A 26720-nucleotide genomic window follows, 5' to 3' on the forward strand; every position below is an offset into this window, starting at 1 on the left:
CAATCCGCCGAGGCGGGCGGATGGCTGAGTCTTCAGGCGGCCAGCGCCGTTTCGTCCTTCCAGCGCTGCTTGTCGCGCAGCGGCGGCGCGCCGAACAGACGGCTGTACTCGCGGCTGAACTGCGATGAGCTCTCGTAGCCCACGGCATGCGCGGCCAGCGCCACGCCGGCATCGTCCGTCAGCATCAGCCGCCGCGCCTCTTGCAGCCGCAGGTGCTTCTGGTATTGCAGCGGGCTCATGGCGGTAGCCTGCTTGAAGTGGTGGTGCAGCGACGACACGCTCATGTGGACGTCGCGCGCGATTTCTTCGACTCGCAGCGGCTGCGCGAAGTTGTCGCGCAGGATGCGGATCGCCTTGGCCACGCGGTTGAGCTGGCTGTCCTGCAGCACCGTCTGGCGCAGTACGACGCCCTGGCCGTTCATCAGCAGGCGGTACAACAGTTCGCGCTTGATCATCGGCGCCAGGATCGGAATGTCCCGCGGCGTGTCCAGCAGCCGCAGCAGCCGCAGCACCACGTCCAGCAGGGTGCTGCCCAGCGGATTGATGCAAAGCGCGCGCGAGGCTTCGGCGGGCACCAGCGGCGGCAGGTTTTCGTCGCTGATCAGCGCGGTGATCTCCTCGGGGTTCAAATCCAGCCGCAAGCCCAGATAGGGCAGCGTCGGGCTGGCGACCGACACCTTGGCCACCACGGGCAGATCCACCGACGAGATCAGGAAATGGAAGGGATCGTATTCGTAGGTCTCGTCGCCGATGAACAGGCGCTTCGATCCCTGCGCAATGACCGCCAGCGCCGCCTTCTGCAGGCCCGGTTTGGCGCCCGACGGCTGCGACAGCCGGTGCAGGTACAGGCCCTCGATCGGCGTATCCAGCGCCCCTTCCAGGGTGCCGGTCATGCGCTCGAGCGTACAGAGCAGCTCGGACCGCCCCAGTTCGCAGGCGGCGTCCTGGGCGGCGCTGGCGGACGCAAGGGATCGGGCAGAATTCAGAGACATCGAGGGGCTCCCGGGGCGCGCCGCCCGTAAACCAGATGGGCGATGGCGGCAGAGGATTGGGTGTCCGCCAGTGTATTGCCATCTTGCGCGGTTCGCGGTGGCCGGTACAGGGGAATGGAGGATTAGGCAGGAATCCCGGAGAAAACGACGGGTCGCGCCGCATCGGCCGCCTCGCCGGAGAATCAGGCAAAAAAAGGGCAGGATCAAGCAGCGTGCGCGCAGCTCGCCGGACGCATACTGTCCGCACCCCGGCAGGCTGCCGCAGCGGTCCCACTCCGGGATCCGGCGCGCCGGCCAGCCCCTGAAGGAGCACACATGCGATACAAGAAATTCGGCAGCACGGGCCTGTTCGTTTCGGAGCTTTGCCTGGGCACCATGACCTTCGGCGGCGAAGGCGAACTCTGGAGCAAGATCGGCAGCCTGCAACAGGAAGACGCCAACCGGCTGGTCGGCCGCGCGCTGGACGCGGGCGTCAATTTCATCGACACGGCGGATGTGTACTCCGAAGGCCGTTCGGAGATCATCACCGGCCAGGCCTTGCGCGACCTGAAGGTCCCGCGCGAAGACGTCGTGATCGCCACCAAGGTCTTCGGGCAGACGGGCGCGGGCGTCAATGCCCGCGGCAATTCGCGCGTGCACATCCTGGATGGCGTCAAGAAGAGCCTGTCGCGCTTGCAGCTCGACCATATCGACCTGTATCAGATCCACGGCTTCGACCCCGCCACGCCCGTCGAGGAAACCATGCGGGCGCTGGACACGCTGGTGCAGCATGGCCACGTGCGCTATATCGGCGTGTCGAACTGGGCCGCCTGGCAGATCATGAAGGCGCTTGGCATTGCGCAACGCCTGGGACTGGCGCGCTTCGAGTCGCTGCAGGCGTACTACACGATCGCCGGCCGCGATCTGGAGCGGGAACTGGTTCCCATGCTGCAGAGCGAGGGCGTCGGGCTGATGGTGTGGAGCCCGCTGGCCGGCGGCCTGCTCAGCGGCAAGTACAGCCGCGATGGCGAGGCCGAGGCCGGTAGCCGACGCGTTGCGTTCGATTTTCCGCCCGTGGACCGGGAGCGCGCCTACGACAGCATCGACGCGCTGCGGCAAATTGCAGACGCACGCGGCGTCTCGGTCGCGCAGGTGGCGCTGGCCTGGCTGCTGCACCAGCAGGTCGTCACCAGCGTCATCATCGGCGCCAAGCGCGTGGATCAACTGGAGGACAATCTGGCCGCCACGGACATCCGGCTGACGCAGGACGAGCTGGCTGCGCTGGACAAGGTCAGCGCACTGCCGCCGGAGTACCCGGGCTGGATGCACGTGCGCCAGGGCGAATACCGGCGCCAGCAGTTGCGCGAGTCGGGTGCGGCCTGACGCGAGGCGCGATCAACGATGGACCGGCGAGCCAGCGCCGGTCCGCATCCGCTGGACGTCATGCTTTCTCGTGTGGAAGGCCAAGGGCAAACTCCGTACATCAACGGCGGTCGGCCATCTTAGGGTGGCGGTTCTTCACCCCCCGGCTAGTAAAATCGCACCGGTCTCCATCCTTGAAGTTTCAACATGAGCGAGTTTTTCACGTCCGGCGAACTGCTGGCGTTGCGTGAGCACGGCATTGCGGTGTTTGCCGACCGCCTGCTGATCGATGTGCAGCCGCCGATTTCCGACGCCCGCATTGCGGAAATCCAGGCCGTTTGCGAGGGGCCGCTTCCGCCAGCGCTGCTCGACCTGTGGCGGCTCACCGCCGGGGGCGAGCTGGCCTACGATCTGCGCGCGCAGATGGACGGCAACGAAGAGGCCCTGAGCTGGTCCGAGCTGTTCTACGACGGCAGCGACCAGTACCGCGACCTGCAAGGTTGGATCGAGCACGAGCAGGAGTGCGCCGAGGAAGCCGCCGCCGAGGACGGCGCGACGTGGAACGGAAAGCTGCGCTATCTGCCGATAGGCGGCTTCGAATACTGCGACCGCATCTACGTCGCCGTCGAACCTGGGCCGCGCGCAGGCAGCGTGGTCGCATGGAAGCAGGGCCTGCCGGGCTGGACGCATGCCTTGCAGCAGGACGGCATCGCGACCATCGCGCCGGACCTGCACGCCGCGTTTGCCGCGCTGTGCCTGGAAACCGATCCCGAGGAAGACAAGGACAGCACGGGCTTGCGCGTATTGGAGTATCTGGATGAGCGCGTGTCGGATCATGGCATGCCTCAGCCGCTGGCGGACCGCGTGGCCGCCTTCCATCGGCGGGCGTTGGTGGACTGGCGCGGCCCTCTGGAGGACGGAACGCTGGCCGCCAAGCCTGGTCTGGCCGCGCTGGCCTTGCAGCATGCGTTGTCGCACGACGACGCGGCCCTCGTGCGGCGTCTGTCGGCGCAGGGCGTGCGCCTCGATGCGCCGCTGCGCGGCAGCGCCCAGGCGCTGGACGTGGCCTTGATGCAGCACGCGCATGCTGCGGCGCAGGCGCTGCTGGATGCGGGCGCGCCGGTCAGTCCCACCGCCATTCACCGCTTCGATCGCGAACCGCCCGCCGCACTGGTCGCCGCGCTGCTGGCGCGCGGCGCCGAAGCCGATGCGCTGGGTGTCGCGCGCTGCGTCGCGTGCGGATCCCCCGAGGCGGCGCGTCTCATTGCCCACGCCTGCGGTGACGGCATTGCCGAGGCGTACGCCCAGGTGCGCGATTCCATGGCCACCCGTTACCAGGAAGACCTCAAGCGCGTGCGCGCCGGCAAGCTGGGGCACTACCTGGGCGAGGACGGCCTGGCGGCGCGTGTCGCCAACCTGCGGGCGTTTTCGCTATGAATCGCCTGGCCGCCGGGATGATGCTGTGCGTCGTGCAGTGCAGTCCGGCGGCTTGGGCTGCAAGCAAGCCGTCGTTCGACTGCGCCAAGGCCCGGACGGCGGTCGAGAAGGCGATCTGCGCGGATGGCGGGCTGGCCGAACAGGATGCCAGCATTGCAAGACACTTCAGCAAGGCCAGAATGACTTTCGACCCGGCAACGGGCAAGGCGCTGACGGAAGATCAGCGCTGGTTTGTCAAGGTGCGGGACGAGGCCTACGCGTCACCGCCCGGCGGCGACGCGCCGCAAAAGGAACTGGCCGACCGGTTGAAGTATCGCGACGCCTTCATGACATCGCTGGTGCTCAAGCGGCGTCAGGGCTTTGAAGGTGATTGGGAAAACCTGGCGGGCGGCATTTCAATCAAACGGCAGCCGGATGGCAGCTTGGCGTTCGACGGCTCTGCGGCGCATCCCGAAAATGGCCGCTGGGTGTGCGATGTCCGCGGCGTGGGCGCGGTCAAGAACAACGCGCTGGTCGTCGAGACGGTCGATGCCGAGGGCTGGTCCCTGACGTTGTCGCGCAAGGGGTACGGCCTTGTGCTGGCCGAAATCCCGCCGGCAGGCGCCGCTGACGCGGCCGGCCGGCCGTATTGCGGTCTTAACGGCGCGCTGGGCGGCGTTTACTATCCCGTCTCAAGGCCCTGATCGGCGCGGCACCACCGCGTCTAGAATGGCATTCCGAATCGCAGTGAACACGTTCTTGTTTTGAAAGGACAGGCGTGACCATCCCGTATCTGCGCCGGCTGACCGCGGTCAGCCGCAGCCCGCAAGCCAACCGCCATCTTGCCTATCTGCTGACCTTTACCGCCGGCGCCGTCAACGCGGGCGGCTTCCTGGCGGTCCAGCAGTACACCTCCCATATGTCCGGCATCGTGTCCATGATGGCCGACCACATGGCGCTCGGCGGGGTGATCGTGGTGCTGCAAGGTCTGGCGGCGCTGTTGTCGTTCATGGCGGGGGCGGCCAGCTCTGCCTTCCTGATCAACTTCGGACGCAGATCTCGGCTGGCCAGCGAATACGCGATGCCGCTGCTGCTCGAGGCCGTGCTGCTGCTCATCTTTGGCCTGCTGGGCGCAAACCTTGAGACCTTGCGCTGGTTCTACGTACCCGGCACGGTGATGCTGCTCTGCTACATCATGGGCCTGCAGAACGCGATGATCACCAAGGTATCCCGGTCCGAAATCCGCACCACGCACGTGACGGGCATGGTGACCGACATCGGCATCGAGCTCGGCAAGCTCTTCTACTGGAACGTTGCCAAGGGCGACCCGCAGGCCATGCCGCGGGTGCTGGCCGACCGCGGCAAGCTTATCGTGCTGAGCCTGATGGTGACCTTGTTCTTCGTGGGTGGCGTGACGGGCGCGTATTCGTTTTTCAACTTCGGCTTCGGCTCCACGTGGCCGCTGGCGCTATTGCTGATGCTGCTGGCAGCGGTGCCGATCCTGGACGACATTCGCAGCTTCATGCACCGTGCGTAGCGGTCTCCTCGTTACCGCTTCGATTTGACCGCAGCGGAATGGCTCAGAAACACCTGCAGCGCCGCCAGCGTTTCATAGTGCAGGCGTTCGAAACGGGCGTCCTTGGCTGGGTCGTTAATGGCGTGACCCTTGGCGTCCAGCGAATAGGGTTCGCCCAGCAATCGGCCGATGTCGACCTGGTAGTAACTGGATACTCCATACGGACGCTTGCCGTCGATGTAGGGCATGGGCCAGAAGCGGTCCCCTTCGCGCAAAACCGCGCCCAGCGCCTGATCATCCACTTCGCGCCAGACTGCGGCGCGCAGCAGAATCAGATGCTCCTTGCGCAGATTGAACGTCCCCTTCGCATCCACGCCGCTTTCCGGAAAATCGAAGGCCTCGCGCATCTCAGCCGGCACTTCATAGCGGCCGGGTTGCAGCCTGCCGACCGATTGCACATAGCGCGGGACCAGACGGCAGACTTCAGCCAGCCGCCGGATGACCAGCGCATCGTCGGCCGTCTTCAGGGCGCTGCGTGCAGTGGCAAGCGTATCGGCGCCGCCGAGCAGCGGTTGCTCGAAATCGATGCCGGGCGCGCCGGATTCGACCGGCATCCATTGCACACGCAGCAGGCGCACCAAAGCGGCATGCTGTGGGGTGTAAGCCAGGCCGGCCTCTGGCGCCGCATATACCTGGCGAATGATGGCATCGCGGCCAGGCGATGCCAGGGCGCGCAACGGCGCGGCGATCAGGCTGCCAAGCATCAGCAGCAGGGGACGACGGTTCATGGGGTCTCCGGGCGCAACGGCCCTATTGCGGCAGGCTTGCCAATTGTGTTTCGGTGAATGCGTAGCCCGGCTGCACCCGTAGCGCGGCTTCGTAGGAATTGCGGGCGTCGGCCAGGCGGCCAAGCCGGCGCTGAAGGTTGCCCTGGTTCGTCAGAATCAGGGCGCTGGCCGGCTTGGCGCGTACCGCTTTTTCATAGGCGTCCAGCGCTTCGTCGTGGCGGTTCATTGAATCCAGTAGCGACGCCTGCAGGTTGTAGCCAATGCTCCAGTCAGGAAATCTTGCGATCAGCGCCTGCGTGGTCACCAGCGCGTTGGGCAGGTCCGCGCGTTCGGCCTGGGCACCCGCCTTGTTGATGTACGCCCACTTATTGCCGGGATCCAGCGCGATCGACTGCTCGAACAGTGCGAGGGCCGCCGCCATGTTGCCTTGCTGACCTTGCAGCTTTCCCAGGAACAGCCTGATGTCGGCGTTGGCCGGTTCCAGCCGCGCCATGTCTTCGGCGATGCGCTGCGCCTCCTGGCGATTGCCGGCCCGCAGCGCCGCGGAAACTTGCGAGTTCTGCGCCTGCAGGGCAGGGGGCCACTGCTGGATGCGCGCACGCAGCGCGTCGTTCTCCGTCCGCAGCGCCGTGAGGTAGGCGTCGTCCAACTGCGACGCGTCCTGGGCATGGGCCGGCGGGCTCGCCAGAACGCTGGCGAGTAGCAACGATGAGAAGAGACGGATGCGAAGCGCTGCAAGCATGAGAAGGTCCGCGGGACGTCATGTCGGGTCCATACGATACCGGAACCTTCACGGGCGAAGGACTGGCAGGGCGGCCGCGCCCGTCATTTCAGACCGGCACTACAATGCCCGAGCGCGCATTGCGTGCGATCAAGCGCCCCGGCAAGGGTGGCGGGTACGCTGATCCCGGTGCCGTCCGGGTGCGAAACATCACGGTGCAATTGCGACACGTACTCATAGGAGGAGCAGACAAGTCATGGACGCGGAATTCTGGCTGGAACGTTGGCGCGAAGGGCGCACGCATTTTCATCAGGCTCGGATCACGCCGCTATTGCAGAAATATTGGCCAACGCTCGACGTCGCCGCAGGCGGCAAGGTGCTGGTCCCGCTGTGCGGCAAGTCGCTGGACATGGTGTGGCTGGCCGCGCAGGGCCATCAGGTGCTGGGCGCGGAGCTGTCGCAGCTTGCGGTGGAGCAGTTCTTCACAGAAAACGAACTGCGGCCGGTCAAGCACGAATCGGCATATGGCACGCATTACGTCGCCGGCAACATCGAGATCGTCTGCGGAGACATCTTCAAGATGGACGCGCAGGTGCTGTCGCATTGCGTGGGCGTGTATGACCGCGCGGCGCTCGTCGCGCTGCCGGACGCGATGCGGGCAAACTACGTGCGCCACGTTTACGGGCAATTGTCGCCGTCGTACCGCGGCCTGCTTATTACCCTGGACTATCCCCAAGACGAGATGGCTGGCCCCCCGTTTTCCGTGGTGGACAGCGAAGTGCAGGCGATCTTCTCAAGCGTGTCGCCCGCCGTCATCATCGACCGCCGCGACATCCTCGATAAGGAACCCAAGTTTCAGTCCGCCGGCGTCAGCCGCCTGGACACGGTGGTTTACCGATTGGGCGTGCAGGCCTGACGCTCTGCGTTACCGCCGTGAAAAAGCCCGTTCAATCGAACGGGCTCTTTTTTTCGTGAGCGTTTTACGGGCTAGGTCATCAACCAGCCACCGGCCACGTCCAGCACCTGCCCGGTCACGAACCTGGCCTGATCGGACGCGAAGAACAGGCACGCGTCCGCCACTTCCTCGGGCGTGCCCAGGCGCCGCAGCGCGGTCACGGCCGCCACCGCGTCGTTGATTTCCTGCGGCACGCTTTTCAGCAGGGGCGTGCTGATCCGGCCCGGCGCCAGCGCATTCACGGTCACCTGATGCTCGCCCAGCTCGGCTGCCCAGTGCCGCGTCAACCCGATCAGCCCCGCCTTGGTGGCCGCATAATGCGCCGCCACGATATCGCAGTACGCCCGGCCGGCCACCGACGACATATTGATGACGCGGCCCTGCCGCGCCTGCACCATATGTGGCGTGGCCAGGCGCGTCATGTAGAACACGCTGTTCAGGTTTACCGCGACGACATTGTTCCACTCCGCGGGCGGCATTTCCCAGACCTTCAGCGCGCGGCCGTTTGTCTTGGGCGAGATGCCGACGTTGTTGACCAGGATGGTCGCGGCGCCCAGCTCACGCGTGATGCGGTCATAGGCGGCCTGGCACTGATCGAAATGCGCGACATCGGTGGGCACGAAGCACACGTCGTGGCCGCGTTTCTGAAGTTCCTTCTCAAAGGCCTGGCCGGCCTGCGCGTTGAAGTCGATGAGACCCACGCGGCCGCCTTCGGCCAGGAACGCGTCGACGATGGCCGACCCGATGCCGCCCACCGCGCCCGTGACGATGATGGTCTGGCCGGTAAAGCGCGCGCTCATGGCTGCACCTGCAGCATGATCTTGCCGATGTGTTTGCTGCTTTCCATCAGCGCGTGAGCGCGAGCGGCCTCGGCCAGCGGAAAGACCTTGTGGATCAAGGGCAGGCACTGTCCCTGCTCCATGAGCGGCAGCACCTTCTGCGCCAGCGCCTGTGCGATGGCGCCCTTGTCCTCGTCGGAACGCGGGCGCAGCGTGGATCCGGTGAATTGCAGCCGCTTGGTCATGATGGGCAGGGCGTCGATCTCGGCCTTGCTGCCTTCCAGGAACGCGATCTGCACCAGCCGCCCGTTCAGGGCCAGCAGCCGCAGGTTCTTGTTGATGTAGGCGCCGCCCACCATGTCCAGGATCACGTCGACGCCGGCTTTGCCCGTGCCTTCGTTCACGGCGGCCTCGAAGTCCGCGTCACGGTGTTGCACGGCATGATGTGCGCCGGCCTTCAGGCAGGCATCCGCCTTTTGCGCGTTGCCCACGGTGGTCCAGACCTCTGCACCGAATGCGCGCGCGAGCTGGATCGCCGTCAATCCGATGCCGCTCGAGCCGCCGTGGACGAGAAACCTTTCGCCCGCGGCCAGGCGTGCGCGGTCAAACACGTTGGTCCAGACGGTGAAGTAGTTTTCGGGAATGGCCGCCGCGGTCAGCAGGTCCAGCCCGCGCGGCACCGGCAGGCAATGGCGCTCGTCGGCCAGGCAATACTGGGCATACCCGCCGCCCGGCGTCAGTGCGCAGACCTGGTCGCCCACCTTCCAGTCCCGCACGTCGGGACCGGCCGCCACGATGGTGCCGGAGACTTCCAGGCCCAGATAGGGCGAGGCGCCCGCGGGCGGGGGATAGGACCCCGAGCGCTGCAGCACGTCCGGGCGGTTGACGCCCGCGTAGGCCACTTCGATCAGCACCTGGCGGCGCGTGGGCGTTTCCATGTCGCGTTCGGCGATGCGCATGCAATCGGGCGCGCCGCCCTTGCCATGGTCGATGAATGTGCAGCGTAAAGACATGAGACGTTTGTCCTTGGATTTCAGTGGCCCAGATAGGCCTTCTTGACGTGAGGGTCGCTGAGCAGCTCCGCGCCCGTGCCCGTGCGCACGATTGCGCCGTTTTCCAGCACATAGCCGCGATCCGCCAGCCGCAGCGTGCGAAACACGTTCTGCTCCACCAGCAGCACCGTCACGCCATGCGAGGTGACGTCGCGGATGATGTCGAACATCTGTTGCACCAGCAGCGGCGACAGCCCCAGCGACGGTTCGTCGAACACCAGCAGTTTCGGGTCCGCCATCATGCCGCGCGCTTGTACGACCCCATCAGCAGGTTGTCCCGCACGGTGAAGTGCGGAAAGAGCTGGCGTCCTTCGGGAATCATGGTGATCCCGGCATCCACGATGTCGTAGGGTTCGCGGTTCGTCAGGTCCTGGCCTTCGAATTCCACCTTGCCCTGCGTGGCGGCGATCACGCCGCACAGCGTCTTGAGCGTGGTCGTCTTGCCCGCCCCGTTGGCGCCGATCAGCGTGACGATCTCGCCTGCGTTAACCTCGAAATTCAGGCCGGTGAGCACCTGGCTCTTGCCATAGCCCGACGTCAGATTCGACACCTTAAGCATCCTGATACTCCTTGCCCAGATAGGCTTCGATGACGGCCGGGTTCTCAACCACGTCCTTGGGGGAGCCGCTGACCAGCACGCCCCCTTCGTTCAGGACGATGATGCGGTCGGACAGCGCCATCGTGGCCTGCATCATGTGTTCGATCAGCAGCACTGAAACACCCGAATCGCGGATGCGCCGGATCATCTGGATGGATTTCTCGATGTCCGTGGGATTCAGGCCCGCCATCACTTCATCCAGCAGCAGGATGCGCGGCTTGATCGCCAGCGCACGCGCCACTTCCAGACGCTTCATCCCGCCCACGGTGAGGCTGCGCGCCTCGGTGTTCAGGTACTTCACAAGGTCGGTCTGCTCAGCCACCTTCAGCGCGATCTGCTCGGCTTCGTCGCGGTCTGATGTGTGGATGAACGCGCCCAGCATGATGTTTTCCAGCACCGTCAGCCCCGTGAACGGCTTGGCGATCTGGAACGTGCGGCCCAGGCCCTTGTGCGCGAAGGCGTCGGGCGTCTTGCAGGTGACCCAGTTGCCTTGCTCGTCGCGCATCGTGATGTCGCCCTTGTCCGGCGACAGAAAGCCCGACAGCAGGTTGAACACCGTGGTCTTGCCGGCGCCGTTCGGCCCGATCATGCCCAGGATTTCGTGCTGGTTGAGCGTCAGCGATACGTCGTTGGTGGCGCGCAGGCCGCCGAAGCTCTTGAACAGCCCCTCCGCCTTCAAGACGGGCTGCTCCGTGCGAGTGGCGTTGCGGATGCGGATCTCGTCGGCCAGCTTACGTTTGGCGGGCGGCGTGCCCAGATAAGGCAGGCGCGCCAGCATGCGCTCGATGAAGGGGCCGAATGCGCCCGCCAGACCGCGCGGGATGGTCAGCACCACCGCGACCAGGATCAGGCCGTAGATCAGCCCGTGCATGCCATTGCCCACGCTGCTGAGCCAGCCGCGCGCCAGTTCCGCGATCGGCAGCACCAGGAAGGTGCCCGCGATCGGACCCGATACCGTGCCCAGCCCGCCGATCAGCGCAAACATCGCGACCTGGATGGACAGCTCCAGCGAAAACGCGGAACTGGGATCGACGAAGGTCAGGTAGGTGATGTGGAACGTGCCGATGATGCTGGTCAGGACGGCGGACACCACGGCGGCGATGATCTTCACACGCACGGTGTGGATGCCCACTGCCAGCGCGGCATCTTCGCGCTCGCGGATTGCGATCAGATAATGACCGATGCGCGACTTGCGGATGTACCACGAGACCCACGTCACCATCACGAACAAACCGAACGCAATGATGACGTAGTTGATCTTCTCGCGGAACACGATCCACGCCCAGCCGATGTTCAAGGGCAGGCTGATGCCGCTTGAACCGCCGGTCCAGCTTTCCTCGTGGATGACCAAGAGGCGCACCACTTCCAGGATGGCAATGGTTGCCAGCGCAAAGAAGGGCCCCCGCAGGCGCAGCGTGGGATAGCTGATCAGGATGGCAACGGCCGCGGAAATGGCCGCACCCGCGAACATGCCGATCCACGGCGAGATGCCGAAGTTCTGCGTCAGCAGGGTGGCCGTGTAGCCGCCGATGCCATAGAACACCGCGTGGCCGAGGGACAACTGGCCGGCGTAGCCGCCCACGATGTTCCAGGCGACCGACAGCGCGGAAAACACGAACAGCAAAACAAAGAGGTTGGTCCAGAAGGGCGTACCCATGACGACGGGCACGAGGAACATCGTGATCAGCAGGATGAGGCTGACGTAGGCTTTGGGGTGTCGAAAGTCGGGAAACACGTCTTGCTCCTTGTTGTTCTGGTCACTCTGTACCGACACCGAACAGACCGTTCGGCTTCAGGACAAGGATTAAGAGGAAGATCCCGAAATAGACGACCTCCTTCAGGTCGGGCGCAATATAGAAGCCCGCCAGCGTGTCGACGATGCCGATGATCATGGAGCCGGCGACGGCGCCGTACAGGCTTCCCAGGCCGCCCAGCACCACGATCACGAACGCCGTCAGCACGAAGTAGGTGCCCACCGTGGGGAACACCGGGTACTGCGGCGCCAGCAACCCCGCGGCGATGCCGACGAATGCCGTGCCCAGCCCGAAGGCGATGGCGTAGACGTTGTTGACGTTCACGCCCATCAGGGTGGCGGCATAGCGGTGCTGCGCCACGGCCCGCAGCGCGCGGCCCAGGTAGGTGCGGTGCATGAACAGGTGCAGCAGCACGGCCAGCGTCAGCCCGATGACAAACGTGACGAGTTGGCCCGTGACCATCGAGAACGGACCGACTTCGATGGCGTTGGTGCCCAGTTCGACCGGCGCGCGATAGACGTTGGCGCCAAAGATCACCAGCGCGAGGTTCAGCAGGATGGTGGACACGCCCACCGTGGCGAAGATCTGGATGTGTTGATCAGCATGAAGCAGCGGCTGGATGATGCCCTTCTGCGTCAGCGCACCCAGCGCGAACAGAATGACGGCGACCGGAATCAGACCCGCGTAGGGATGGACGCCGAACTGCGCCGCGATCAGATAGACCATGTACATGCCGATCATCAGGAACTCGCCGTGCGCAAAGTTCACGACGCGCACGACGCCGAAAATGAGCGTCAGCCCCAGGCTGATGATCGTGTATGCGCCGCCCAGCAACAGGCCGTTGATGACCAGTTGAATGAATAATTCCATTGTGCAACCTCTAAGTGCGGGAAGCGCCCCGTCCCTGTCCCGCAGCGTCCAGGGGCGGGGCGCTCAGGCCCCGGGTATGACCGGCCGCGCCGGGAGCGTGAGGCTCCGGCGCCCGGCCGCTGGCATCGCGCTCTATTTTTTGAAGATGGGCTTGCCGAGAGCGAGGTTTTCCGGGCCGATGGTGACGAGCTTGCCGTCTTGCCACTGCATCACGTAGAAGGTCGAGGCGTTGTTCTGCCCGTCTTCGCCGAAGTCGAAGCCCCAGCCGTTGGCCGTCTGGCCGGCGGGCTTCTTGTAGGCCAGCACCGCGGCGCGGATCTTGTCCTTGTCCGTGGACTTGGCGTTGCCGATGGCTTCAAAGAAAGCCTTGGCGCCCACGTAGTTGGTCAGGCTGTGGCCGGATTGCGGATCGCTCTTGTAGGTGGACTTGTAGGCTTCGAGGAACTTGTCCAGGCCCGGCGCGCCGGCCGGATTGATGGACGATTGCGGGAAGTCCAGGTCGAACACGCCGTTCATGTCGGCGCCCACGGCCTTGGCGGTGTCGGCCAGCGAATAGCCGCCGCCCGCGCCGATCACGACCTTGGGCTTGAAGGCCGCCGCGCGCGCCTGGCTGAAGAACAGGATGGCGTCGTTCTGGTAGGCCGTCTGCAACACCACGTCGGCCTTCGCGCCCTTCAGGCGCAGGATCAGCGAAGACAGGTCGACGGTCTTGGCCGAGTAGGGCAGAACCTCCACCACGTTGTAGCCAAGTTCCTGCGCGCGCTTCTTTTCGGTGGCCGCCACGTCGGTGCCATACGGGCCGTCTTCGTGGATGATGCCGATCTTGATGTCCTTCGGGTTCAGGCCCATGCCCGGCGCGATGGTGTCATGCAACGCGTTCACCACCGACACGCCGTACAGCGCGGTGTTGGGGTTGCTGCGGAACAAATACTTGTAGTTGCGCGTGGTGATCTTGTGCGCGGTGGCCCCCAGCTCGAAATAGGGCACGCCCGCCAGCTCCGTCACGGGCGAGGCCGCGTACGAAATGCCGGACGCGTAACTGCCGAACACCCCGACCACGTTGGCCGAGATCAGGCGCTTGGTCTCGGACACCGCCTGGGTCGGGTCGACAGCGTCGGCCTTGATGATTTCGATCTTCTCGCCGTTGATCCCCCCGGCGGCGTTGATCTCGTTAACGGCCAATTCCAGACCGCGATAGCTTTCCTGTCCAAGCAGCGCAAGCGCGCCGCTGAACGGGAAGAGGGCGCCCACCTTCATGTCGGCCGCTGCGGTGCCGCTTGCCAGCGCGCCGCACACACCCAGCGCCAAAACAATTTTGTTGAACTTGAACACTGTCTACGCTCCTTTGTCGGTATGGAATGCGGACTGGATACTAAGTTCCGTCCGTCTTTTGCTATATATGATATATGTGCCGGCGGGGCGAGAAACCCTCGCCTTGGATTCTAGTGGCGGTCGCTGCATGCCGAATCAGGGAATTCCCTGAAACCGCATGAATAAAGCCTTAGCGGCCGATACTAGGGAAAAATGCACACATGATTCCGCCAGGCGAACGGCGCTTTTTGGACGACGCCGCAGCCGCGTGACGGATCACAGGATAGCTGGTTTTATCATATATCGTATATGATGATCCGCACTTATAAGAAGGATCCTAGGAGACAAGCGCATGTTTGAGGAAGTGGATTTCACCGGCAAGAAAGTGCTCATCACGGCCGGCGCCGACGGGCTCGGCCTGGAAATGGCCAAGGTTTTTCACCACGCGGGCGCCACCGTGTTCGTGTGCGACGTCAACGAGGAACGGCTGGCTGCTGTGCCCACGGAACTGCCCGGTGTGCAGGTGGCGCGGGCCGACGTTTCCGACGAAGCGAGTGTGGAACAGCTCTTTGCCGCTGTCCGCCAAACGCTCGGCGGCCTGGATATCCTGATCAACAACGCTGGCGTTGCCGGACCCACGGGTTTCGTCGAAACGCTTTCCAAGGCTGATTGGGACCGCACCCTTGCTGTCAACATCACGGGCCAGTTCCTGTGCGCGCGCAAGGCCATTGCCCTGCTCAAGGAATCGAAGGCCGGCGTGATGATCAACCTGTCTTCGGCGGCAGGGCATCTCGGCTTTGCCGGCCGGTCGGTCTATTCCGCATCCAAATGGGCGGTGATCGGGTTCACCAAGTCGCTCGCGATCGAACTCGGCGGTTATGGCATTCGCGTCAATGCCATCCTGCCCGGCGCGGTCGAAGGCCCCCGGATCCGCGCGGTCATCGCTGCCAAAGCCGATACGCTGGGCCGGCCGGTCGAAGAGATCGCCGCGCAGTACGAAAATCAGGCTGTGCTCGGCCGCATGGTCACCGCGCGGGACATCGCCAACATGGTGCTGTTCAACGCCAGCGAAGCGGCGCGCAGCGTCACCGGCCAGGCGATTGTCGTGGACGGCTTTACGCAGAAGCTGTACTGATGGGCGCGGACATCACGCCGCGGCGTGCCGCCATCATCGGAACGGGGCTGATCGGGCAGGGGTGGGCCATCGTTTTTGCGCGCATGGGCTGGGAGGTGCGGCTTCATGATGTGAACGCCGCCATGCTTGCCGAGGCGCGCGCGCTCATCCTGCAGCAGCTTCGCGTGCTGGAAACGCAGGGCCTGCTCGACGACGCGGACGCCATCGTCGACCGTGTGCAGATATCGGCCAGCCTGCATGAGGCATTGCAGGGAGCCAGCTACGTCCAGGAGAATTCCCCGGAAAACGTCGAGATCAAGCGCGCGCTGTTTTCCGAACTGGACGCCCTGGCCGAACCGCACGCCATCATTGGCAGCTCCACGTCCAGCATCCCGGCCAGCCAGTTCACCGAGCATCTCGCGGGCAGGCACCGGTGCCTCGTGGCGCATCCGGTCAATCCGCCGTACCTGATCCCGGTGGTCGAGCTGTGTCCGGCGCCTTGGACCAGCCCCGAAGCGCTGTCCGGCGCGCGCGACGTGATGGCGGGCATCGGCCAGAAGCCCGTGCTGGTGCGGCGCGAAATCGAAGGCTTCATTCTGAACCGCCTGCAAGGCGCGCTGCTGCAGGAAGCCTTCCGGCTGGCAAGCCAGGGTATCGCCAGCGCCGAAGACATCGACACCACGGTCAAGGACGGCCTGGGTCTGCGCTGGTCCTTCATGGGTCCCTTTGAAACCATCGACCTGAACGCGCCGGGCGGCCTCGCGGATTACTGCCGCCGATACGGCGGGCTCTATCAGTCGATTGGCGCAAGCCAAGGCGATTGCGTGGTCTGGGAAGGCGCGCTGGTCGACGCGCTGTCGGACGAGCGGCGGGCCTTGCTGCCCGAGGAAGAACTTGCGTCGCGCCGCTTCTGGCGCGACGAAAAGCTGATGCGCCTCATGCGTCACAAACAACACGGAGACAACAATGGCTAAGCCCAAACAGAAAGTCGTCATCACTTGCGCCGTGACGGGCGCCATCCACACGCCCAGCATGTCGCCGCACCTGCCGGTCACCGCCGACGAGATCGCCGAGGCGGCCATTGGTGCGGCAAAGGCCGGCGCCGCCGTCCTGCACCTGCATGCGCGCGATCCGCAGACGGGCAAGCCTTCGCAGGATCCGGCGCTGTTCAAGCCTTTCCTTGAGCGCATCAAACGCGAGACCGACGCCATCATCAACATCACCACCGGCGGCAGTCCGCACATGACGGTGGAGGAGCGCATGCGGCCGGCCACGACGTTCCAGCCGGAGCTGGCGTCGCTGAACATGGGTTCCATGAACTTTGGCCTCTTTCCGATGCTGGACCGATTCTCGGAGTTCAAGCACGACTGGGAGCGCGAGCATCTGGAAAACAGCCGCTCGCTGATCTTCCGCAACACGTATCAGGACATTGAATCCATCCTGACGCTGGGCAACGCCAACGGCACGCGTTTCGAGTTCGAGTGCTACGACATCAGCCATCTCTACAACCTGGCCCATTTCGTGGACCGCGGCCTGGTCAAGTCTCCGCCCTTCATCCAATCGGTGTTCGGCATCCTGGGCGGCATCGGCCCGCACCCGGAAGACCTGATGCACATGAAGCGCACGGCGGACCGCCTCTTTGGCAACGACTATGAATGGTCGATCCTGGGCGCCGGCCGCAATCAGATGCCGCTGGCAACCATCGGCGCGGCCATGGGGTCCAACGTGCGGGTGGGCCTTGAAGACTCGCTGTGGATCGGACCGGGGCAACTGGCCGAATCCAATCGCGTGCAGGTGGAGCGCATCCGCGGCATTCTCGAGGCGCTGAATCTCGAGGTCGCCACGCCGGACGAAGCGCGCGCCAAGCTGGGATTGAAGGGCAAGGACAACGTCGCGTTCTGATGCCGCGGGCGGGCAGGGCGGCTGGCGGGCGTCAAACCCGCCAGCGCCTGCCGGCTGCAGAGGGTGTCAGGCGTGACGGCGCAGCGCGGCGGCCAGCGTGGTCACATCCAGCGTGCGGTCAAAGTTGGCGGCATGGCGCGCCTTCAGGCTGAGGTCCGCCGCCAGCGACAGTTCCGCATCGGACGGATCGCCGGCCGCGCCAAGTTCGCGCAGCGTGACCGGCAGACCGACCTGGGCGTACCACTGCTTCAGATCGGCCAGCATGCCGTCGTTGCGGTTCTCCAGGTCGAGCTGCACCAGTAAGCCCACCGCCACCTGCAGGCCGTGCAACGCCGTTGCGATGCCGTCGATCTTTGGCAGTCCGCGCGTCAAGGCGTGGGCAATGGACAGGCCGCCGCTTTCAAATCCAAGACCGCTCATGAGGATCATCGCTTCCACCACGCGCTCGAAGGCGGGCGTGGGCTGGCCGGTTCCGGCCACGGCCACGGCGTCCGCGCCGTCCGCCAGCAGCGTGCGCAGGCACCCGTCGGCGATGAGCTGGGCCGTCAATAGCGGCGCCGCGTCGTACATGTTCTTGCCGCCATTGCGCTGGCACTGCTCGGCTTCGAACTTCTTGGAGATCGCGTCGCCCAGTCCTGCCCGGAAAAAATGCACCGGCGCGGTCGCGACGATGGCGGTGTCGACCAGCACGATGGTGGGATTGAACAGCATGTGCTCGACGGCCAGGAGGTTGTGATGCGCATCGTAAAGCACGTAATTCTTGCTGGTGGGCGCGTCGTTGGATGCCACAGTCGGGACGGTGATCAGGTGGCAATGCGACGACTTGGCCACGGCCTTGCCGGCATCCAGCGACTTGCCCCCGCCCACCGCAATCACCATGTCGATGTTCGCGGGCGCAGCCTGCGCGCGCAATCCGTCGATGACTTCCGGTGTCAGGTCGCCTTCGACGATCAGCGGCGCAAGCGCCACGCCATGCTGGGCGCACAGCGCCTCGATTCTCGGACCCAACACGCCATGGACATAGCTGTCGATGACCAGCGCAGCGCGCGTTCCGAACAGCGCCGCGTATTGTCCCAGCGCGTCCAGGGCGCCCGACCCCTGGATGTAGCGGCTGGGCGCTCCGAAAATCTTCAGCATGGCGTCTCCCTATTTGCGTGCCCCGGGGGGGCGGTAGTCGAGTTCTTTTTCCCGTTCGACCAGCCAGTCGATCATGATCTTTCCGCCCCAGACCAGATCGGCCTGGATGGCGTTGCGTGCGGCTTCCGAATCACGCGCTTCCAGGGCCTCGATGACGGCCTCGTGTCGGTGCTCGTTTTCGGAATAGTCCAGGCCCGCGGTCTTGACGTGAAATACCTTGAGGATGGGGCCGGTGATGACCCAGAACGACTCAACGGTGTTGCGCAGGATGGGCTTGTTGCTGGCTTCCAGGATGGCGAAGTGGAACTTGCGGTTCAGGTAGCTGGCGCGCTTGGGATCGGTGGACGTGCACGAGATGAAATCCCGCTGCAGCGCGATCAGGTTGTCGAGTTGCTTGCGCGTGATGTTTTGCGCGGCCTCGGCGGCGCCCATGCCTTCAAGGTGGAAGCGGATCTGCTGGATCTCCCGCAGCTTTTCCGAGTTGACGTACGGCACGTATACCGCCGTGGCCGCCTGCATCTCCAGTCCTTGCTCGCTGATGAGCCGGAAGATGGCCTCGCGCACCGGCGTGATGGACACGCCCATTTCCTGCGCCAGCTCACCAATGATCAGGCGCTCGCCAGGTTCGTACTGCCCGTTGATCAGGGCGTTACGGATTTCGTTGTAGACCCTGACGGAAAGGTTCTCTTTTTTGACCGGTTTGAGGCTGGGCATGGCGTTTCTGGCTTGCTGTATGGAAGGTGCGGGTGAATCCAGGAGCGATTCTAGCCCGCCGTAGCAAATTCGAGCGCAATGGGTATATTATATATCATATATCCATACAACAGGAGGAGGCGCGATGCGCAAGGATCAGGAGGCCCCTACCGCAGGGGAAGTCGCGATGCTGCGGGAGAAGGCCCGCCATATCAGGTTGGAGACAATCCGCCTCATCGAAATCGCCAAGGTCGGACACTACAGTTCTGTGTTCTCGTGCGCCGAGATCTTCGCGGCGCTTTACTACGACGTGATGCGCCTGCGCCCGGGCGAGCCGCAGTGGCCGGATCGCGACCGCTTCCTCATGGGCAAGGGTCACGCTGCCGTCGGCCTGTTCCCCGTGCTGGCCGATCTGGGCTTTATCGATCATGCGCTGCTGGACGGCTACACGCGGTTGGGCAGCCCCCTGGGTGATCACCCCGACATGAGCAAGGTGCCGGGCGTCGACTTCAGCTCGGGTTCCATCGGTCACGCGCTGTCCAATGGCGTGGGCATGGCGGTGGGCGGCCGGATGAACAAGCGTGACTTCAGCGTCTTCGTCATGCTGGGCGACGGCGAAATGCAGGAAGGGCAGGTATGGGAAGCCGCGCTTTTCGCCGCGCACAACCGCTTGTCCCGCCTCATCGCCATCATCGACCGCAACGGCTATCAGCTCGACGGCAAGGTCGACGACGTCATGGGAGTGGAGTCGTTGAAGGAAAAGTGGCTGGCGTTCGGCTGGGAGGTCCACGAAGTCGATGGCCACAACCTTTCCGAACTCACCGCAGTGCTGCGCCGCCTGCGCGCCGACGATGCGCGCGCCAAGCCCGCATGCGTGATCGCCCGCACCATCAAGGGCAAGGGTGTGTCCTATATGGAAACCGAGCCGGGCTGGCACCTGGGCTACCTGGCCCCGCAAGATGCGCAAAGCGCTGTCGAAGAAATCCTCTCCCGCGAGATCTGAATGGCACAGGCACAAGTACTCTCTCCCGATTCCTGGCAGTACCGCGCTCTCAACGCGGTGAACCCGGGGCTGTCCTATCTCTCCGACGGGTTGATCGAACTGGTGAAGGCCGGCCATCCGGTCGTCGCCGGATCGGCCGACCTGCAATATTCGAACGGGTTGAACCGTTTCGCCGAGGCCTATCCCGACCGCTACGTGCAGTTCGGCATCTCTGAGCAGAACATGGTGTCGGCGGCGGCCGGGCTTGCCACGACAGGCATGATGCCGTTCGTCGCCACGTTCGCGTCGTTCCTCGGGTTGCTGTGCTGCGAACAGATCCGGATGGACGTCGCCTACACGCGCCTTCCGGTCCGCCTGATCGGCCATCACACCGGCATCAGCCTGGGTTTCTACGGCACCTCGCACCACGCCACCGAAGACATCTCCACCATGCGCGCGCTGGCTGGCCTGACCGTGGTGTCCCCCGCGGACGGCCCGCAGCTGGCGGCTGCCATCAAGGCATCCGCCAACTGGCCCGAGCCCATCTATTTCCGTATCGGCCGCGGGCGCGATCCGCAGGTCTACGAAGACAACACGCCGTTCGAATTCGGCCGCGCCATCGTCCACGAAGTCGGAAGCGACCTGACGCTGATCGCCTGCGGCATCACGGTGCACGGCGCGCTGGCCGCCGCCCGGCAGTTGCGAGAAGAGGGCCTGTCGGTGGGCGTGATCGATATGCCGACGATCAAGCCGCTGGACCGCGACGCCATCCTTACGGCCGCCGGGCAGTCGCGTCGGCTGATGACGGTCGAAGAGCACAATGTGCTGGGCGGCCTGGGTTCGGCGGTGGCCGAGGTGTTGGCCGACGCGGGCACCGGCACGCGCCTGCGCCGTCATGGCATCTATGACGAATACAGCCTCATTGCGCCGCCCACCACGCTGTACGCCCATTACAAGCTTGACGCCGAAGGTATTGCCGGCGTCGCGCGCGAATTCATCCAGCATTGATCCGGAGACATCCATGAAGGAAATCAGCGGCACCACGCGCCTGTTCGGCATCCTGGCCGACCCCATCCATCACGTGAAGACGCCGCAGCGTATGAACGAACACTTCACCAAGATCGGTTTCGATGGCGTCTGCGTGCCGTTTCACGCGCGGCCCGACAACTTGGCGGCCGTGGTCGAAGGCCTGCGCCGCCTGGAAAACCTGGGCGGCGTGATCGTCACGGTGCCGCACAAGACCGCCATCCTGGAACTGGCCGACGACGCCACGCCCGTCGCACGCAAGATCGGTGCGGCCAATGTGCTGCGGCGCGAGGCCGACGGGCGTCTCGTGGCGCACATGCTGGACGGCGAAGGGTTCGTGCGGGGCCTGCGCAGCTGCGGCGTCGCACCCGAAGGCAAGAGCGTCTATCTGGCTGGCGCGGGCGGCGCGGCCAATGCGATCGGCTTCGCGCTGGTGCAGGCCGGCGTCTCGCGTCTGACCATCGCCAACCGCACGCCTGCCAAGGCCGAGGACCTCAAGGCCCGCATCCTGTCGCTGCATCCGGACGCGCAGATCGCCGTGGGCAATGCGGACCCGTCCGGCCATGACCTGGTCGTCAATGGCACGTCGCTGGGCATGAAAGAGGGCGATCCGTTGCCGCTGGACGTCAGCCGCCTGACGCCGGACCAACTGGTCTGCGAGGTCATCATGCAGCCCAAGGACACGGCGCTGCTCGTGGCGGCGCAGGCGCGCGGCTGCAAGATTCATTACGGCGCGCCGATGCTGGCCTGCCAGATCGAACTGATGGTGGAAACGCTGGGCGTGACGTCCGCCCGCTAGGCGGCGCTGCACACATTCGGTAGACAACGATGGGCGACTACGATTTCATCATCGCGGGCGGCGGAACCGCCGGCTGCATCCTGGCGAACCGCCTCAGCGCGGACGGCAGTTATCGCGTACTGCTGCTGGAGGCCGGCCACGAGGCACGCAGCATGTGGATTCCCATTCCGGCTGGCTTTTCGAAGCTGCTGGTCGATCCGCAATACAACTGGCGCTTTGCCACCGAACCCGAGGACAACGTCCACGGCCGGGTCATCGCGGTGCCGCGCGGCAAGGGGTTGGGCGGATCCACGCTGATCAACGGCATGATCTACGTGCGCGGCCAGCCTCAGGATTACGACGGATGGGTGGCCGCGGGCGCCGCCGGCTGGGGGCGCGATGTGGCCGAGCGCATCTACCGCAAGATCGAGAACTATGCGCCCGGCGGCGAGAACCGTGGCAAGGACGGCCCGATGCACCTCGAAGAGGTTGCCGAGCGCTTTCCCGTGTCAGAGGCCTTCCTGCAGGCCGCGCGCGAAGACGGCCAGCCGTTCAATCCGGATTACAACAGCGGCGACCAGGAAGGCGTGGGCTACTACCAGGTGCTCCAGCATCGCGGCCGGCGCTGGAGCGTGGTGGACGGCTACCTGAAACCGGCGGCTGGACGGCGCAACCTCAGCGTGGAATGCGGTGCGCATGTCACGCGGCTGGTCTTCGAAGGCAAGCGCTGCGTGGGTGTGGTCTACCGCAAGAACGGGCAGGAACACACCGTGCGCGCAAGCCGCGAAACGCTAGTCTGCATGGGGGCGGTGCAATCCCCGCAATTGCTGGAGTTGTCCGGCGTGGGCAATCCGGCCTTGCTGGCCTCGCACGGCATCGGCGTGGTGCACGCGCAAGCGGCAGTGGGCGAAAACTACATCGACCACTTCGCCACGCGCATGAACTGGCGCGTCAAGAACACCGTAACCTTGAATGAAATGTCGCGCGGCTGGCGGCTGGCGCAGCAGGTGGCGCGCTATTACATGAGCCGCAAAGGCATTCTGACGCTGGGTACCGGGTTGGTGCACGGCTTCGTGAAGAGCGCGCCGGGGTTGCCCACGCCCGATGTGCAGTTCTTCTTCGTGCACGCCAGCTACGCCAACGCCGCCGAACGCATCCTGGACCGCCATCCTGGCATGACGATCGGGGTGGCGCAGTTGCGCCCCGAGTCCGTCGGGTCCATCCATATCAAGTCGCCCGATCCGCTGGTCGGGCCCGCGATCCGGCCCAACTTCCTGTCCGCGCAGGTCGACCGCGACTGCCTGGTGGGCGGCATGCAAGCGGCCCGGCGCATCGTGGGCCAGCCCGCCCTGCAACGCTACGTGCAGGCCGAGGTCAGCCCCGGCTCGCAGGTGGACAGTGATGACGCATGGCTGGACTTTGCGCGGCGCAACGGACAGACCATCTACCACCCCATCGGCACCTGCCGCATGGGTACGGACGTCGCGGCCGTGACAGACGAGCGGCTGCGCGTCAACGGGCTGACGGGCCTGCGTGTCGTGGATGCGTCGGTCATGCCGAAGATGGTTTCCGGCAACACGCAGGCCGCGGTCATGATGGTGGCTGAGCGTGGCGCCGAAATGATCCTCGAAGACGCGGCGCAGGCGTAAGACGCGTCGGTGGAACAAAGCGCGGTGGCTTCCGGTCAGCGCGCTTTTTTTCGCTTGCAGGCGCCCGGCATGCGCCTTGCTAACGTCCGGCGGCGGCTGCAGACTGCAGGTTCGGCTGCACCAACGGAAAGGAGACCGTATGACCTACGACCTTTGGTATTGGGATGGCATCCCCGGACGGGGAGAATTCGTGCGCCTGGCGCTGGAAGCGGGCGGTATTTCGTATCGGGAACGCGCCCGCGATCCGGGCGCCGACGAAAGCGCGTTGATCGATGACATGCAATCCGCCCGCAAGCACCCGCCTTTTGCGCCGCCGTATCTGGTGGCCGGAAAAATGACGCTGGGGCAGACCGCCAATATCCTGCTTTTCCTCGGCGAAAAGCATGGCCTTGCTCCCGAGTCGCTCGAAGGCCGCTTATGGGTGAATCAGTTGCAGCTCACGATTGCCGATATGGTGGCTGAAGCGCACGATACCCATCACCCCATTTCCGCCAGCGATTATTACGAAGACCAGAAGGAAGAGGCCGTCCGCCGCGCCAAGGTCTTTCGCGAAGAGCGCATTCCGAAGTTTCTCGGGTATTTCGAGCGGTTGCTGGATGGACCGCAAGCCTGGCTGGCGGGCGGCGCAAAATGGACTTACGTCGATTTGTCCCTGTATCACCTCGTCGATGGGCTTCTATTCGCGTTTCCCAAACGCATGTCCACCGTCGCCGCGCATTATCCAAATGTCTTTGCGCTGCACGAGCGGGTAACTGCCCTGCCCGAACTTCAAGCCTATTTTTCAAGCGGCCGGCGCCTGCCGTTTGGCGAAGGCATCTTCCGCCAGTATCGCGAGCTGGACGCGGCTTGAACCCGGGATTACCCGAGTGTGCGTCGTGGCGACGCTTTGAATTCTTTTTAAAAGGGACATCAAGGAATACATCGGGACGTGATAATTTCTGGGATTAAGTGGTTTCTATTCGATACATAAAAAAATACGTGTACCAGGCACGCCGGCAAACTCAAACCCTGGAGGTCACATGCTTTGGCATCCTCTTGGCCGCTTTATCCGTGGATACCGCAGTACCGATAAAAACGACCTGCTGGGACAAATAAACGCCATTCACAGATCCCAGGCGGTCATCGAATTTGATTTGAACGGCCACATTTTGATGGCCAATCAGAATTTCCTGGACACCACGGGCTATTCGCTCGATGAGATCCAGGGGCGGCATCACCGCATGTTCATCGATCCTGATGAGCGCGGGTCGCCGCAATATGCAGCCTTTTGGGAAAGGCTGGGACAGGGCGCGCATGATGCCGGGCGCTATCGGCGGATTCGCAAGGACGGCTCGGACGTCTGGTTGCAGGCGTCCTATAACCCCATCTTTGACAAGCGCGGACGCCCGGTGAAGGTGATCAAGTACGCCACCGACATCACCGACCAGCAAAACCGCCAGGCGGACTCCGAAGGCCAGCTTGCAGCCATCTCCAAGGTCCAGGCGATCATCGAGTTCGACCTGGACGGCACTATCCTCCGGGCCAACGACCTGTTTCTTGGCGCGGTGGGATATCGCGCTGACGAGGTACTGGGCCGGCACCACAGCATCTTCGTGCCACCCGAAGAAGCCCGAAGCACCGCATACAAGGATTTCTGGCGCCGGCTGCGCAATGGCGAGCACGACACCGGCCAGTACATGCGCTTGGGCAAGGGCGGCCGCCAGGTCTGGATCGAAGCCAGCTACAACCCCATCCTCGACGCGCAGGGCCGCCCATTCAAGGTCGTGAAGTTTGCCACCGACATCACCAAGCGCTTTACGGCGGCGCAAACGCTGCGCGTCGCCGTGCAGGGCCTGACTGAAAACGCCGAAAGAGCGCGGCAGGCCAACAGCCTTGCCCGTGACGCCAGCCGCATTGCTGAAACGGGCGGCGATACGATGCGCGACGTCGTGTCCACCATGGAAGCCATCACCGGCAGCTCGCGCCGCATTTCCGAGATCATCGGGGTGATGGACGGCATTGCATTCCAGACCAATATCCTTGCGCTGAATGCGGCCGTCGAGGCCGCCCGTGCGGGCGAGCACGGCAAAGGCTTCGCGGTCGTGGCGTCAGAGGTCCGCAACCTGGCGCAAAGCAGTGCGGCGGCGGCCAAGGAAATCAAGGCCCTCATCACGACGTCGGTGGCGCAGGTGGAGGGCGGCGCGGTGCAGGTCCAGTCCGCGGGCGGCACGATGGAGGGCATCGTCGCCTCGTCTCGCCGCGTGACCGAAATCATGGGTCAAGTCGTTGATGTGTCGCTGGCGCAATCGGACAAGCTTGCCGGTGTGACCGAAGACCTCACCGAAACCCACGTCGAGACCGCAAGGCGATTGCGCGCCGCCTAGTGGGCAGGGCGGCCGCCCTGCCTGCGCGGCGCCAGCACGCGAGTGCGCTATAAAGACGGCATTGCCGATCATTCGTGGCCCGCGCGGGCAGTTTCCGCCGCGGGCCGCGCCATTTGCCCCGACGTGTCCATGACTGAATCCGAAGCCCTCGCGCTTGCCACGCACCGCCACTACAAGGGCGGCCTGTACCGCTATATCGGCACCGCCCGCCATTCCGAAACCGAGGAGTCCATGGTGGTGTACGAACACCTCTGGCCTCACGCGCGCGGCCTGTGGGTGCGCCCGGCCGATCTGTTTTTCGGGCAGCTTGCCGACGGCTCGGCCCGCTTCGCGGCCCTTCACCCAGCGGAGTAAGCGCGTGACCTATTTCCATCGGCGCACGCGTGCGGCCAACACATCACCGGCACGTCCCGCGCCGCGTGCGCAAGCGGCCTTGACGCACGCGCTGCAAGCGTTGGGCGGCCCCTTCATCGTCGCCGACCTGGAAACGACCGGCCTGTCCACCTCAAGCTGCGAAATTCTTGAATTTGCGGCAGTCAGAGTCGGCGAGGGCGGTGCGGTGGTCAACGAGTACACGCAAGTCGTGCGCACCTGCGGCCGTGTCCCTTCCTTCATTTCCCGCCTTACCGGCATCACGCAGGCCGAAGTCGATCGCGACGGCATTCCGGTCGCGCAGGCCTTCTCGTCGTTCCTGAATTTTGTCGAGGATCTGCCGGTGTTCTTCCATAACGCCTCGTTCGACCGGCGCTTCCTCAGCGCGGCTGCGGACCAGACGGGGCTGCCATTCCCGAACGCCACGCACTGCACGTTGGCGCTTGCGCGCCGCGCGTGGCCCGAGTTGCCTTCGCACAAGCTCGACATTCTGGCGCGACACGTCGGCGCCTCGCAGCCGACCCACCGGGCCTTGGCCGACGTGCGGACGACGGTTGCGGTCGCGTTGGCCGCCAGCGCTCGCCTGGCCACGGCGTAGCGGGGCGCCATTC

25 protein-coding genes and 2 pseudogenes are annotated in these 26720 nt (G+C 64.6%); 16 read left to right on the forward strand and 11 right to left on the reverse strand.

Features of this window, described 5'->3' with window-relative positions; genetic code table 11:
* Nucleotides 1-32: 32 nt before the first annotated feature.
* A complete protein-coding gene (locus tag AC6LJW_RS12360) occupies nucleotides 33-992 on the reverse strand; it encodes an AraC family transcriptional regulator (protein WP_427984839.1) in 960 nt (319 codons plus the stop codon).
* Between the two features lie 315 nt (nucleotides 993-1307).
* Between AC6LJW_RS12360 and AC6LJW_RS12365 the strand changes: the two genes are divergently transcribed.
* From AC6LJW_RS12365 to AC6LJW_RS12380, 4 genes and pseudogenes are all read left to right on the forward strand, one after another.
* On the forward strand, nucleotides 1308-2354 hold the full coding sequence (locus AC6LJW_RS12365) for an aldo/keto reductase (RefSeq protein ID WP_056570681.1): 1047 nt from the start codon (nucleotides 1308-1310) through the stop codon (nucleotides 2352-2354).
* 186 nt (nucleotides 2355-2540) lie between these two features.
* A complete protein-coding gene (locus AC6LJW_RS12370) occupies nucleotides 2541-3770 on the forward strand; it encodes an SMI1/KNR4 family protein (protein WP_498087454.1) in 1230 nt (409 codons plus the stop codon).
* Nucleotides 3767-4453, forward strand: coding sequence for a lysozyme inhibitor LprI family protein (locus AC6LJW_RS12375; RefSeq protein WP_498087455.1), 687 nt, complete (start codon nucleotides 3767-3769; stop codon nucleotides 4451-4453). Before AC6LJW_RS12370 ends, AC6LJW_RS12375 begins: the two co-directional genes overlap by 4 nt.
* A 74-nt stretch (nucleotides 4454-4527) precedes the next feature.
* Nucleotides 4528-5280 (forward strand): annotated as a pseudogene (locus AC6LJW_RS12380) (YoaK family protein); the annotation flags it as partial.
* 17 nt (nucleotides 5281-5297) lie between these two features.
* Here the strand turns inward: AC6LJW_RS12380 and AC6LJW_RS12385 are convergent.
* Together AC6LJW_RS12385 and AC6LJW_RS12390 are read right to left on the reverse strand one after the other, a co-directional pair.
* The gene (locus AC6LJW_RS12385; RefSeq protein WP_498087456.1) at nucleotides 5298-6053 is read right to left on the reverse strand and encodes a hypothetical protein; all 756 of its coding nucleotides are present in this window, start codon (nucleotides 6051-6053) and stop codon (nucleotides 5298-5300) included.
* 22 nt (nucleotides 6054-6075) lie between these two features.
* Nucleotides 6076-6795: a tetratricopeptide repeat protein gene (locus AC6LJW_RS12390; protein WP_056570672.1), complete on the reverse strand. Its 720-nt coding sequence runs from the start codon at nucleotides 6793-6795 to the stop codon at nucleotides 6076-6078.
* Between the two features lie 235 nt (nucleotides 6796-7030).
* Here AC6LJW_RS12390 and AC6LJW_RS12395 point away from each other — a divergent pair, with 235 nt between their 5' ends.
* Nucleotides 7031-7690 (forward strand): thiopurine S-methyltransferase, encoded by a 660-nt coding sequence (locus tag AC6LJW_RS12395; RefSeq protein WP_427984833.1) that lies wholly within the window; start codon nucleotides 7031-7033, stop codon nucleotides 7688-7690.
* A 71-nt stretch (nucleotides 7691-7761) separates the two neighbouring features.
* Here AC6LJW_RS12395 and AC6LJW_RS12400 read toward each other — a convergent pair whose 3' ends face one another.
* The 6 genes and pseudogenes from AC6LJW_RS12400 to AC6LJW_RS12425 all read right to left on the reverse strand — a co-directional run bounded on the left by AC6LJW_RS12400 (nucleotide 7762) and on the right by AC6LJW_RS12425 (nucleotide 14114).
* Nucleotides 7762-8529, reverse strand: coding sequence for an SDR family oxidoreductase (locus AC6LJW_RS12400; protein ID WP_427984831.1), 768 nt, complete (start codon nucleotides 8527-8529; stop codon nucleotides 7762-7764).
* On the reverse strand, nucleotides 8526-9521 hold the full coding sequence (locus AC6LJW_RS12405) for an NAD(P)H-quinone oxidoreductase (protein ID WP_498087457.1): 996 nt from the start codon (nucleotides 9519-9521) through the stop codon (nucleotides 8526-8528). Before AC6LJW_RS12405 ends, AC6LJW_RS12400 begins: the two co-directional genes overlap by 4 nt.
* A 20-nt stretch (nucleotides 9522-9541) precedes the next feature.
* Nucleotides 9542-10119, reverse strand: a pseudogene (locus AC6LJW_RS12410) (ABC transporter ATP-binding protein).
* Nucleotides 10112-11893 carry a branched-chain amino acid ABC transporter ATP-binding protein/permease gene (locus AC6LJW_RS12415; protein ID WP_427984828.1) on the reverse strand — a complete coding sequence of 594 codons (1782 nt, stop codon included), beginning with the start codon at nucleotides 11891-11893 and terminating at the stop codon, nucleotides 10112-10114. The pseudogene AC6LJW_RS12410 and the gene AC6LJW_RS12415 overlap by 8 nt, the downstream one beginning before the upstream one ends.
* A 22-nt stretch (nucleotides 11894-11915) precedes the next feature.
* Nucleotides 11916-12782, reverse strand: coding sequence for a branched-chain amino acid ABC transporter permease (locus AC6LJW_RS12420; protein WP_105240093.1), 867 nt, complete (start codon nucleotides 12780-12782; stop codon nucleotides 11916-11918).
* A 132-nt stretch (nucleotides 12783-12914) separates the two neighbouring features.
* A complete protein-coding gene (locus AC6LJW_RS12425; protein ID WP_056570658.1) occupies nucleotides 12915-14114 on the reverse strand; it encodes an ABC transporter substrate-binding protein in 1200 nt (399 codons plus the stop codon).
* Nucleotides 14115-14445: 331 nt separating this feature from the next.
* Between AC6LJW_RS12425 and AC6LJW_RS12430 the strand changes: the two genes are divergently transcribed.
* Genes AC6LJW_RS12430 through kce form a run of 3 tightly spaced genes read left to right on the forward strand, consistent with a single transcriptional unit; the run spans nucleotide 14446 to nucleotide 17109 of the window.
* Nucleotides 14446-15228, forward strand: coding sequence for an SDR family oxidoreductase (locus AC6LJW_RS12430; RefSeq protein ID WP_056570656.1), 783 nt, complete (start codon nucleotides 14446-14448; stop codon nucleotides 15226-15228).
* Nucleotides 15228-16181, forward strand: a complete 954-nt coding sequence (locus tag AC6LJW_RS12435) for a 3-hydroxyacyl-CoA dehydrogenase (protein ID WP_498087458.1) — start codon at nucleotides 15228-15230, stop codon at nucleotides 16179-16181. Before AC6LJW_RS12430 ends, AC6LJW_RS12435 begins: the two co-directional genes overlap by 1 nt.
* Nucleotides 16174-17109: a 3,5-dioxohexanoate:acetyl-CoA acetone transferase gene (gene kce, locus AC6LJW_RS12440; RefSeq protein ID WP_056570653.1), complete on the forward strand. Its 936-nt coding sequence runs from the start codon at nucleotides 16174-16176 to the stop codon at nucleotides 17107-17109. The genes AC6LJW_RS12435 and kce overlap by 8 nt, the downstream gene beginning before the upstream one ends.
* 66 nt (nucleotides 17110-17175) lie before the next feature.
* Here the strand turns inward: kce and AC6LJW_RS12445 are convergent, their stop codons facing one another.
* The gene (locus AC6LJW_RS12445; RefSeq protein ID WP_056570650.1) at nucleotides 17176-18246 is read right to left on the reverse strand and encodes a glycerol dehydrogenase; all 1071 of its coding nucleotides are present in this window, start codon (nucleotides 18244-18246) and stop codon (nucleotides 17176-17178) included.
* A 9-nt stretch (nucleotides 18247-18255) separates the two neighbouring features.
* On the reverse strand, nucleotides 18256-18960 hold the full coding sequence (locus AC6LJW_RS12450; protein ID WP_056570648.1) for a GntR family transcriptional regulator: 705 nt from the start codon (nucleotides 18958-18960) through the stop codon (nucleotides 18256-18258).
* 124 nt (nucleotides 18961-19084) lie between these two features.
* On the opposite strand from AC6LJW_RS12450, the gene AC6LJW_RS12455 reads away from it, so the two are divergent.
* From AC6LJW_RS12455 to AC6LJW_RS12490, 8 genes are all read left to right on the forward strand, one after another.
* Nucleotides 19085-19942, forward strand: coding sequence for a transketolase (locus tag AC6LJW_RS12455; RefSeq protein WP_056570646.1), 858 nt, complete (start codon nucleotides 19085-19087; stop codon nucleotides 19940-19942).
* Nucleotides 19943-20929 (forward strand): transketolase family protein, encoded by a 987-nt coding sequence (locus AC6LJW_RS12460; protein WP_056570644.1) that lies wholly within the window; start codon nucleotides 19943-19945, stop codon nucleotides 20927-20929. It begins immediately after the preceding gene.
* A gap of 13 nt (nucleotides 20930-20942) precedes the next feature.
* On the forward strand, nucleotides 20943-21746 hold the full coding sequence (locus AC6LJW_RS12465) for a shikimate dehydrogenase family protein (RefSeq protein ID WP_056570642.1): 804 nt from the start codon (nucleotides 20943-20945) through the stop codon (nucleotides 21744-21746).
* A 29-nt stretch (nucleotides 21747-21775) separates the two neighbouring features.
* The gene (locus tag AC6LJW_RS12470) at nucleotides 21776-23374 is read left to right on the forward strand and encodes a GMC family oxidoreductase (protein WP_498087459.1); all 1599 of its coding nucleotides are present in this window, start codon (nucleotides 21776-21778) and stop codon (nucleotides 23372-23374) included.
* A 139-nt stretch (nucleotides 23375-23513) separates the two neighbouring features.
* Complete coding sequence (locus AC6LJW_RS12475; protein WP_498087465.1) at nucleotides 23514-24224, forward strand: glutathione S-transferase; 711 nt, start codon at nucleotides 23514-23516, stop codon at nucleotides 24222-24224.
* Between the two features lie 169 nt (nucleotides 24225-24393).
* On the forward strand, nucleotides 24394-25737 hold the full coding sequence (locus AC6LJW_RS12480; RefSeq protein ID WP_498087460.1) for a PAS domain-containing protein: 1344 nt from the start codon (nucleotides 24394-24396) through the stop codon (nucleotides 25735-25737).
* 129 nt (nucleotides 25738-25866) lie between these two features.
* Nucleotides 25867-26091 (forward strand): DUF1653 domain-containing protein, encoded by a 225-nt coding sequence (locus tag AC6LJW_RS12485; RefSeq protein WP_056570982.1) that lies wholly within the window; start codon nucleotides 25867-25869, stop codon nucleotides 26089-26091.
* Between the two features lie 79 nt (nucleotides 26092-26170).
* Complete coding sequence (locus tag AC6LJW_RS12490; protein ID WP_498087466.1) at nucleotides 26171-26707, forward strand: 3'-5' exonuclease; 537 nt, start codon at nucleotides 26171-26173, stop codon at nucleotides 26705-26707.
* The last annotated feature ends 13 nt before the right edge of the window (nucleotides 26708-26720 follow it).

Source organism: Achromobacter sp. 1012554356 (assembly GCF_059760815.1).

Bases quoted from the DNA above. Each gene is read 5' to 3' on its own strand.
- AC6LJW_RS12360 (WP_427984839.1), bottom strand. From the start codon at position 992: ATGTCTCTGAATTCTGCCCGATCCCTTGCGTCCGCCAGCGCCGCCCAG.
- AC6LJW_RS12365 (WP_056570681.1), top strand. From the start codon at position 1,308: ATGCGATACAAGAAATTCGGCAGCACGGGCCTGTTCGTTTCGGAGCTT.
- AC6LJW_RS12370 (WP_498087454.1), top strand. From the start codon at position 2,541: ATGAGCGAGTTTTTCACGTCCGGCGAACTGCTGGCGTTGCGTGAGCAC.
- AC6LJW_RS12375 (WP_498087455.1), top strand. From the start codon at position 3,767: ATGAATCGCCTGGCCGCCGGGATGATGCTGTGCGTCGTGCAGTGCAGT.
- AC6LJW_RS12385 (WP_498087456.1), bottom strand. From the start codon at position 6,053: ATGAACCGTCGTCCCCTGCTGCTGATGCTTGGCAGCCTGATCGCCGCG.
- AC6LJW_RS12390 (WP_056570672.1), bottom strand. From the start codon at position 6,795: ATGCTTGCAGCGCTTCGCATCCGTCTCTTCTCATCGTTGCTACTCGCC.
- AC6LJW_RS12395 (WP_427984833.1), top strand. From the start codon at position 7,031: ATGGACGCGGAATTCTGGCTGGAACGTTGGCGCGAAGGGCGCACGCAT.
- AC6LJW_RS12400 (WP_427984831.1), bottom strand. From the start codon at position 8,529: ATGAGCGCGCGCTTTACCGGCCAGACCATCATCGTCACGGGCGCGGTG.
- AC6LJW_RS12405 (WP_498087457.1), bottom strand. From the start codon at position 9,521: ATGTCTTTACGCTGCACATTCATCGACCATGGCAAGGGCGGCGCGCCC.
- AC6LJW_RS12420 (WP_105240093.1), bottom strand. From the start codon at position 12,782: ATGGAATTATTCATTCAACTGGTCATCAACGGCCTGTTGCTGGGCGGC.
- AC6LJW_RS12430 (WP_056570656.1), top strand. From the start codon at position 14,446: ATGTTTGAGGAAGTGGATTTCACCGGCAAGAAAGTGCTCATCACGGCC.
- AC6LJW_RS12435 (WP_498087458.1), top strand. From the start codon at position 15,228: ATGGGCGCGGACATCACGCCGCGGCGTGCCGCCATCATCGGAACGGGG.
- kce (WP_056570653.1), top strand. From the start codon at position 16,174: ATGGCTAAGCCCAAACAGAAAGTCGTCATCACTTGCGCCGTGACGGGC.
- AC6LJW_RS12445 (WP_056570650.1), bottom strand. From the start codon at position 18,246: ATGCTGAAGATTTTCGGAGCGCCCAGCCGCTACATCCAGGGGTCGGGC.
- AC6LJW_RS12450 (WP_056570648.1), bottom strand. From the start codon at position 18,960: ATGCCCAGCCTCAAACCGGTCAAAAAAGAGAACCTTTCCGTCAGGGTC.
- AC6LJW_RS12455 (WP_056570646.1), top strand. From the start codon at position 19,085: ATGCGCAAGGATCAGGAGGCCCCTACCGCAGGGGAAGTCGCGATGCTG.
- AC6LJW_RS12460 (WP_056570644.1), top strand. From the start codon at position 19,943: ATGGCACAGGCACAAGTACTCTCTCCCGATTCCTGGCAGTACCGCGCT.
- AC6LJW_RS12465 (WP_056570642.1), top strand. From the start codon at position 20,943: ATGAAGGAAATCAGCGGCACCACGCGCCTGTTCGGCATCCTGGCCGAC.
- AC6LJW_RS12470 (WP_498087459.1), top strand. From the start codon at position 21,776: ATGGGCGACTACGATTTCATCATCGCGGGCGGCGGAACCGCCGGCTGC.
- AC6LJW_RS12475 (WP_498087465.1), top strand. From the start codon at position 23,514: ATGACCTACGACCTTTGGTATTGGGATGGCATCCCCGGACGGGGAGAA.
- AC6LJW_RS12480 (WP_498087460.1), top strand. From the start codon at position 24,394: ATGCTTTGGCATCCTCTTGGCCGCTTTATCCGTGGATACCGCAGTACC.
- AC6LJW_RS12485 (WP_056570982.1), top strand. From the start codon at position 25,867: ATGACTGAATCCGAAGCCCTCGCGCTTGCCACGCACCGCCACTACAAG.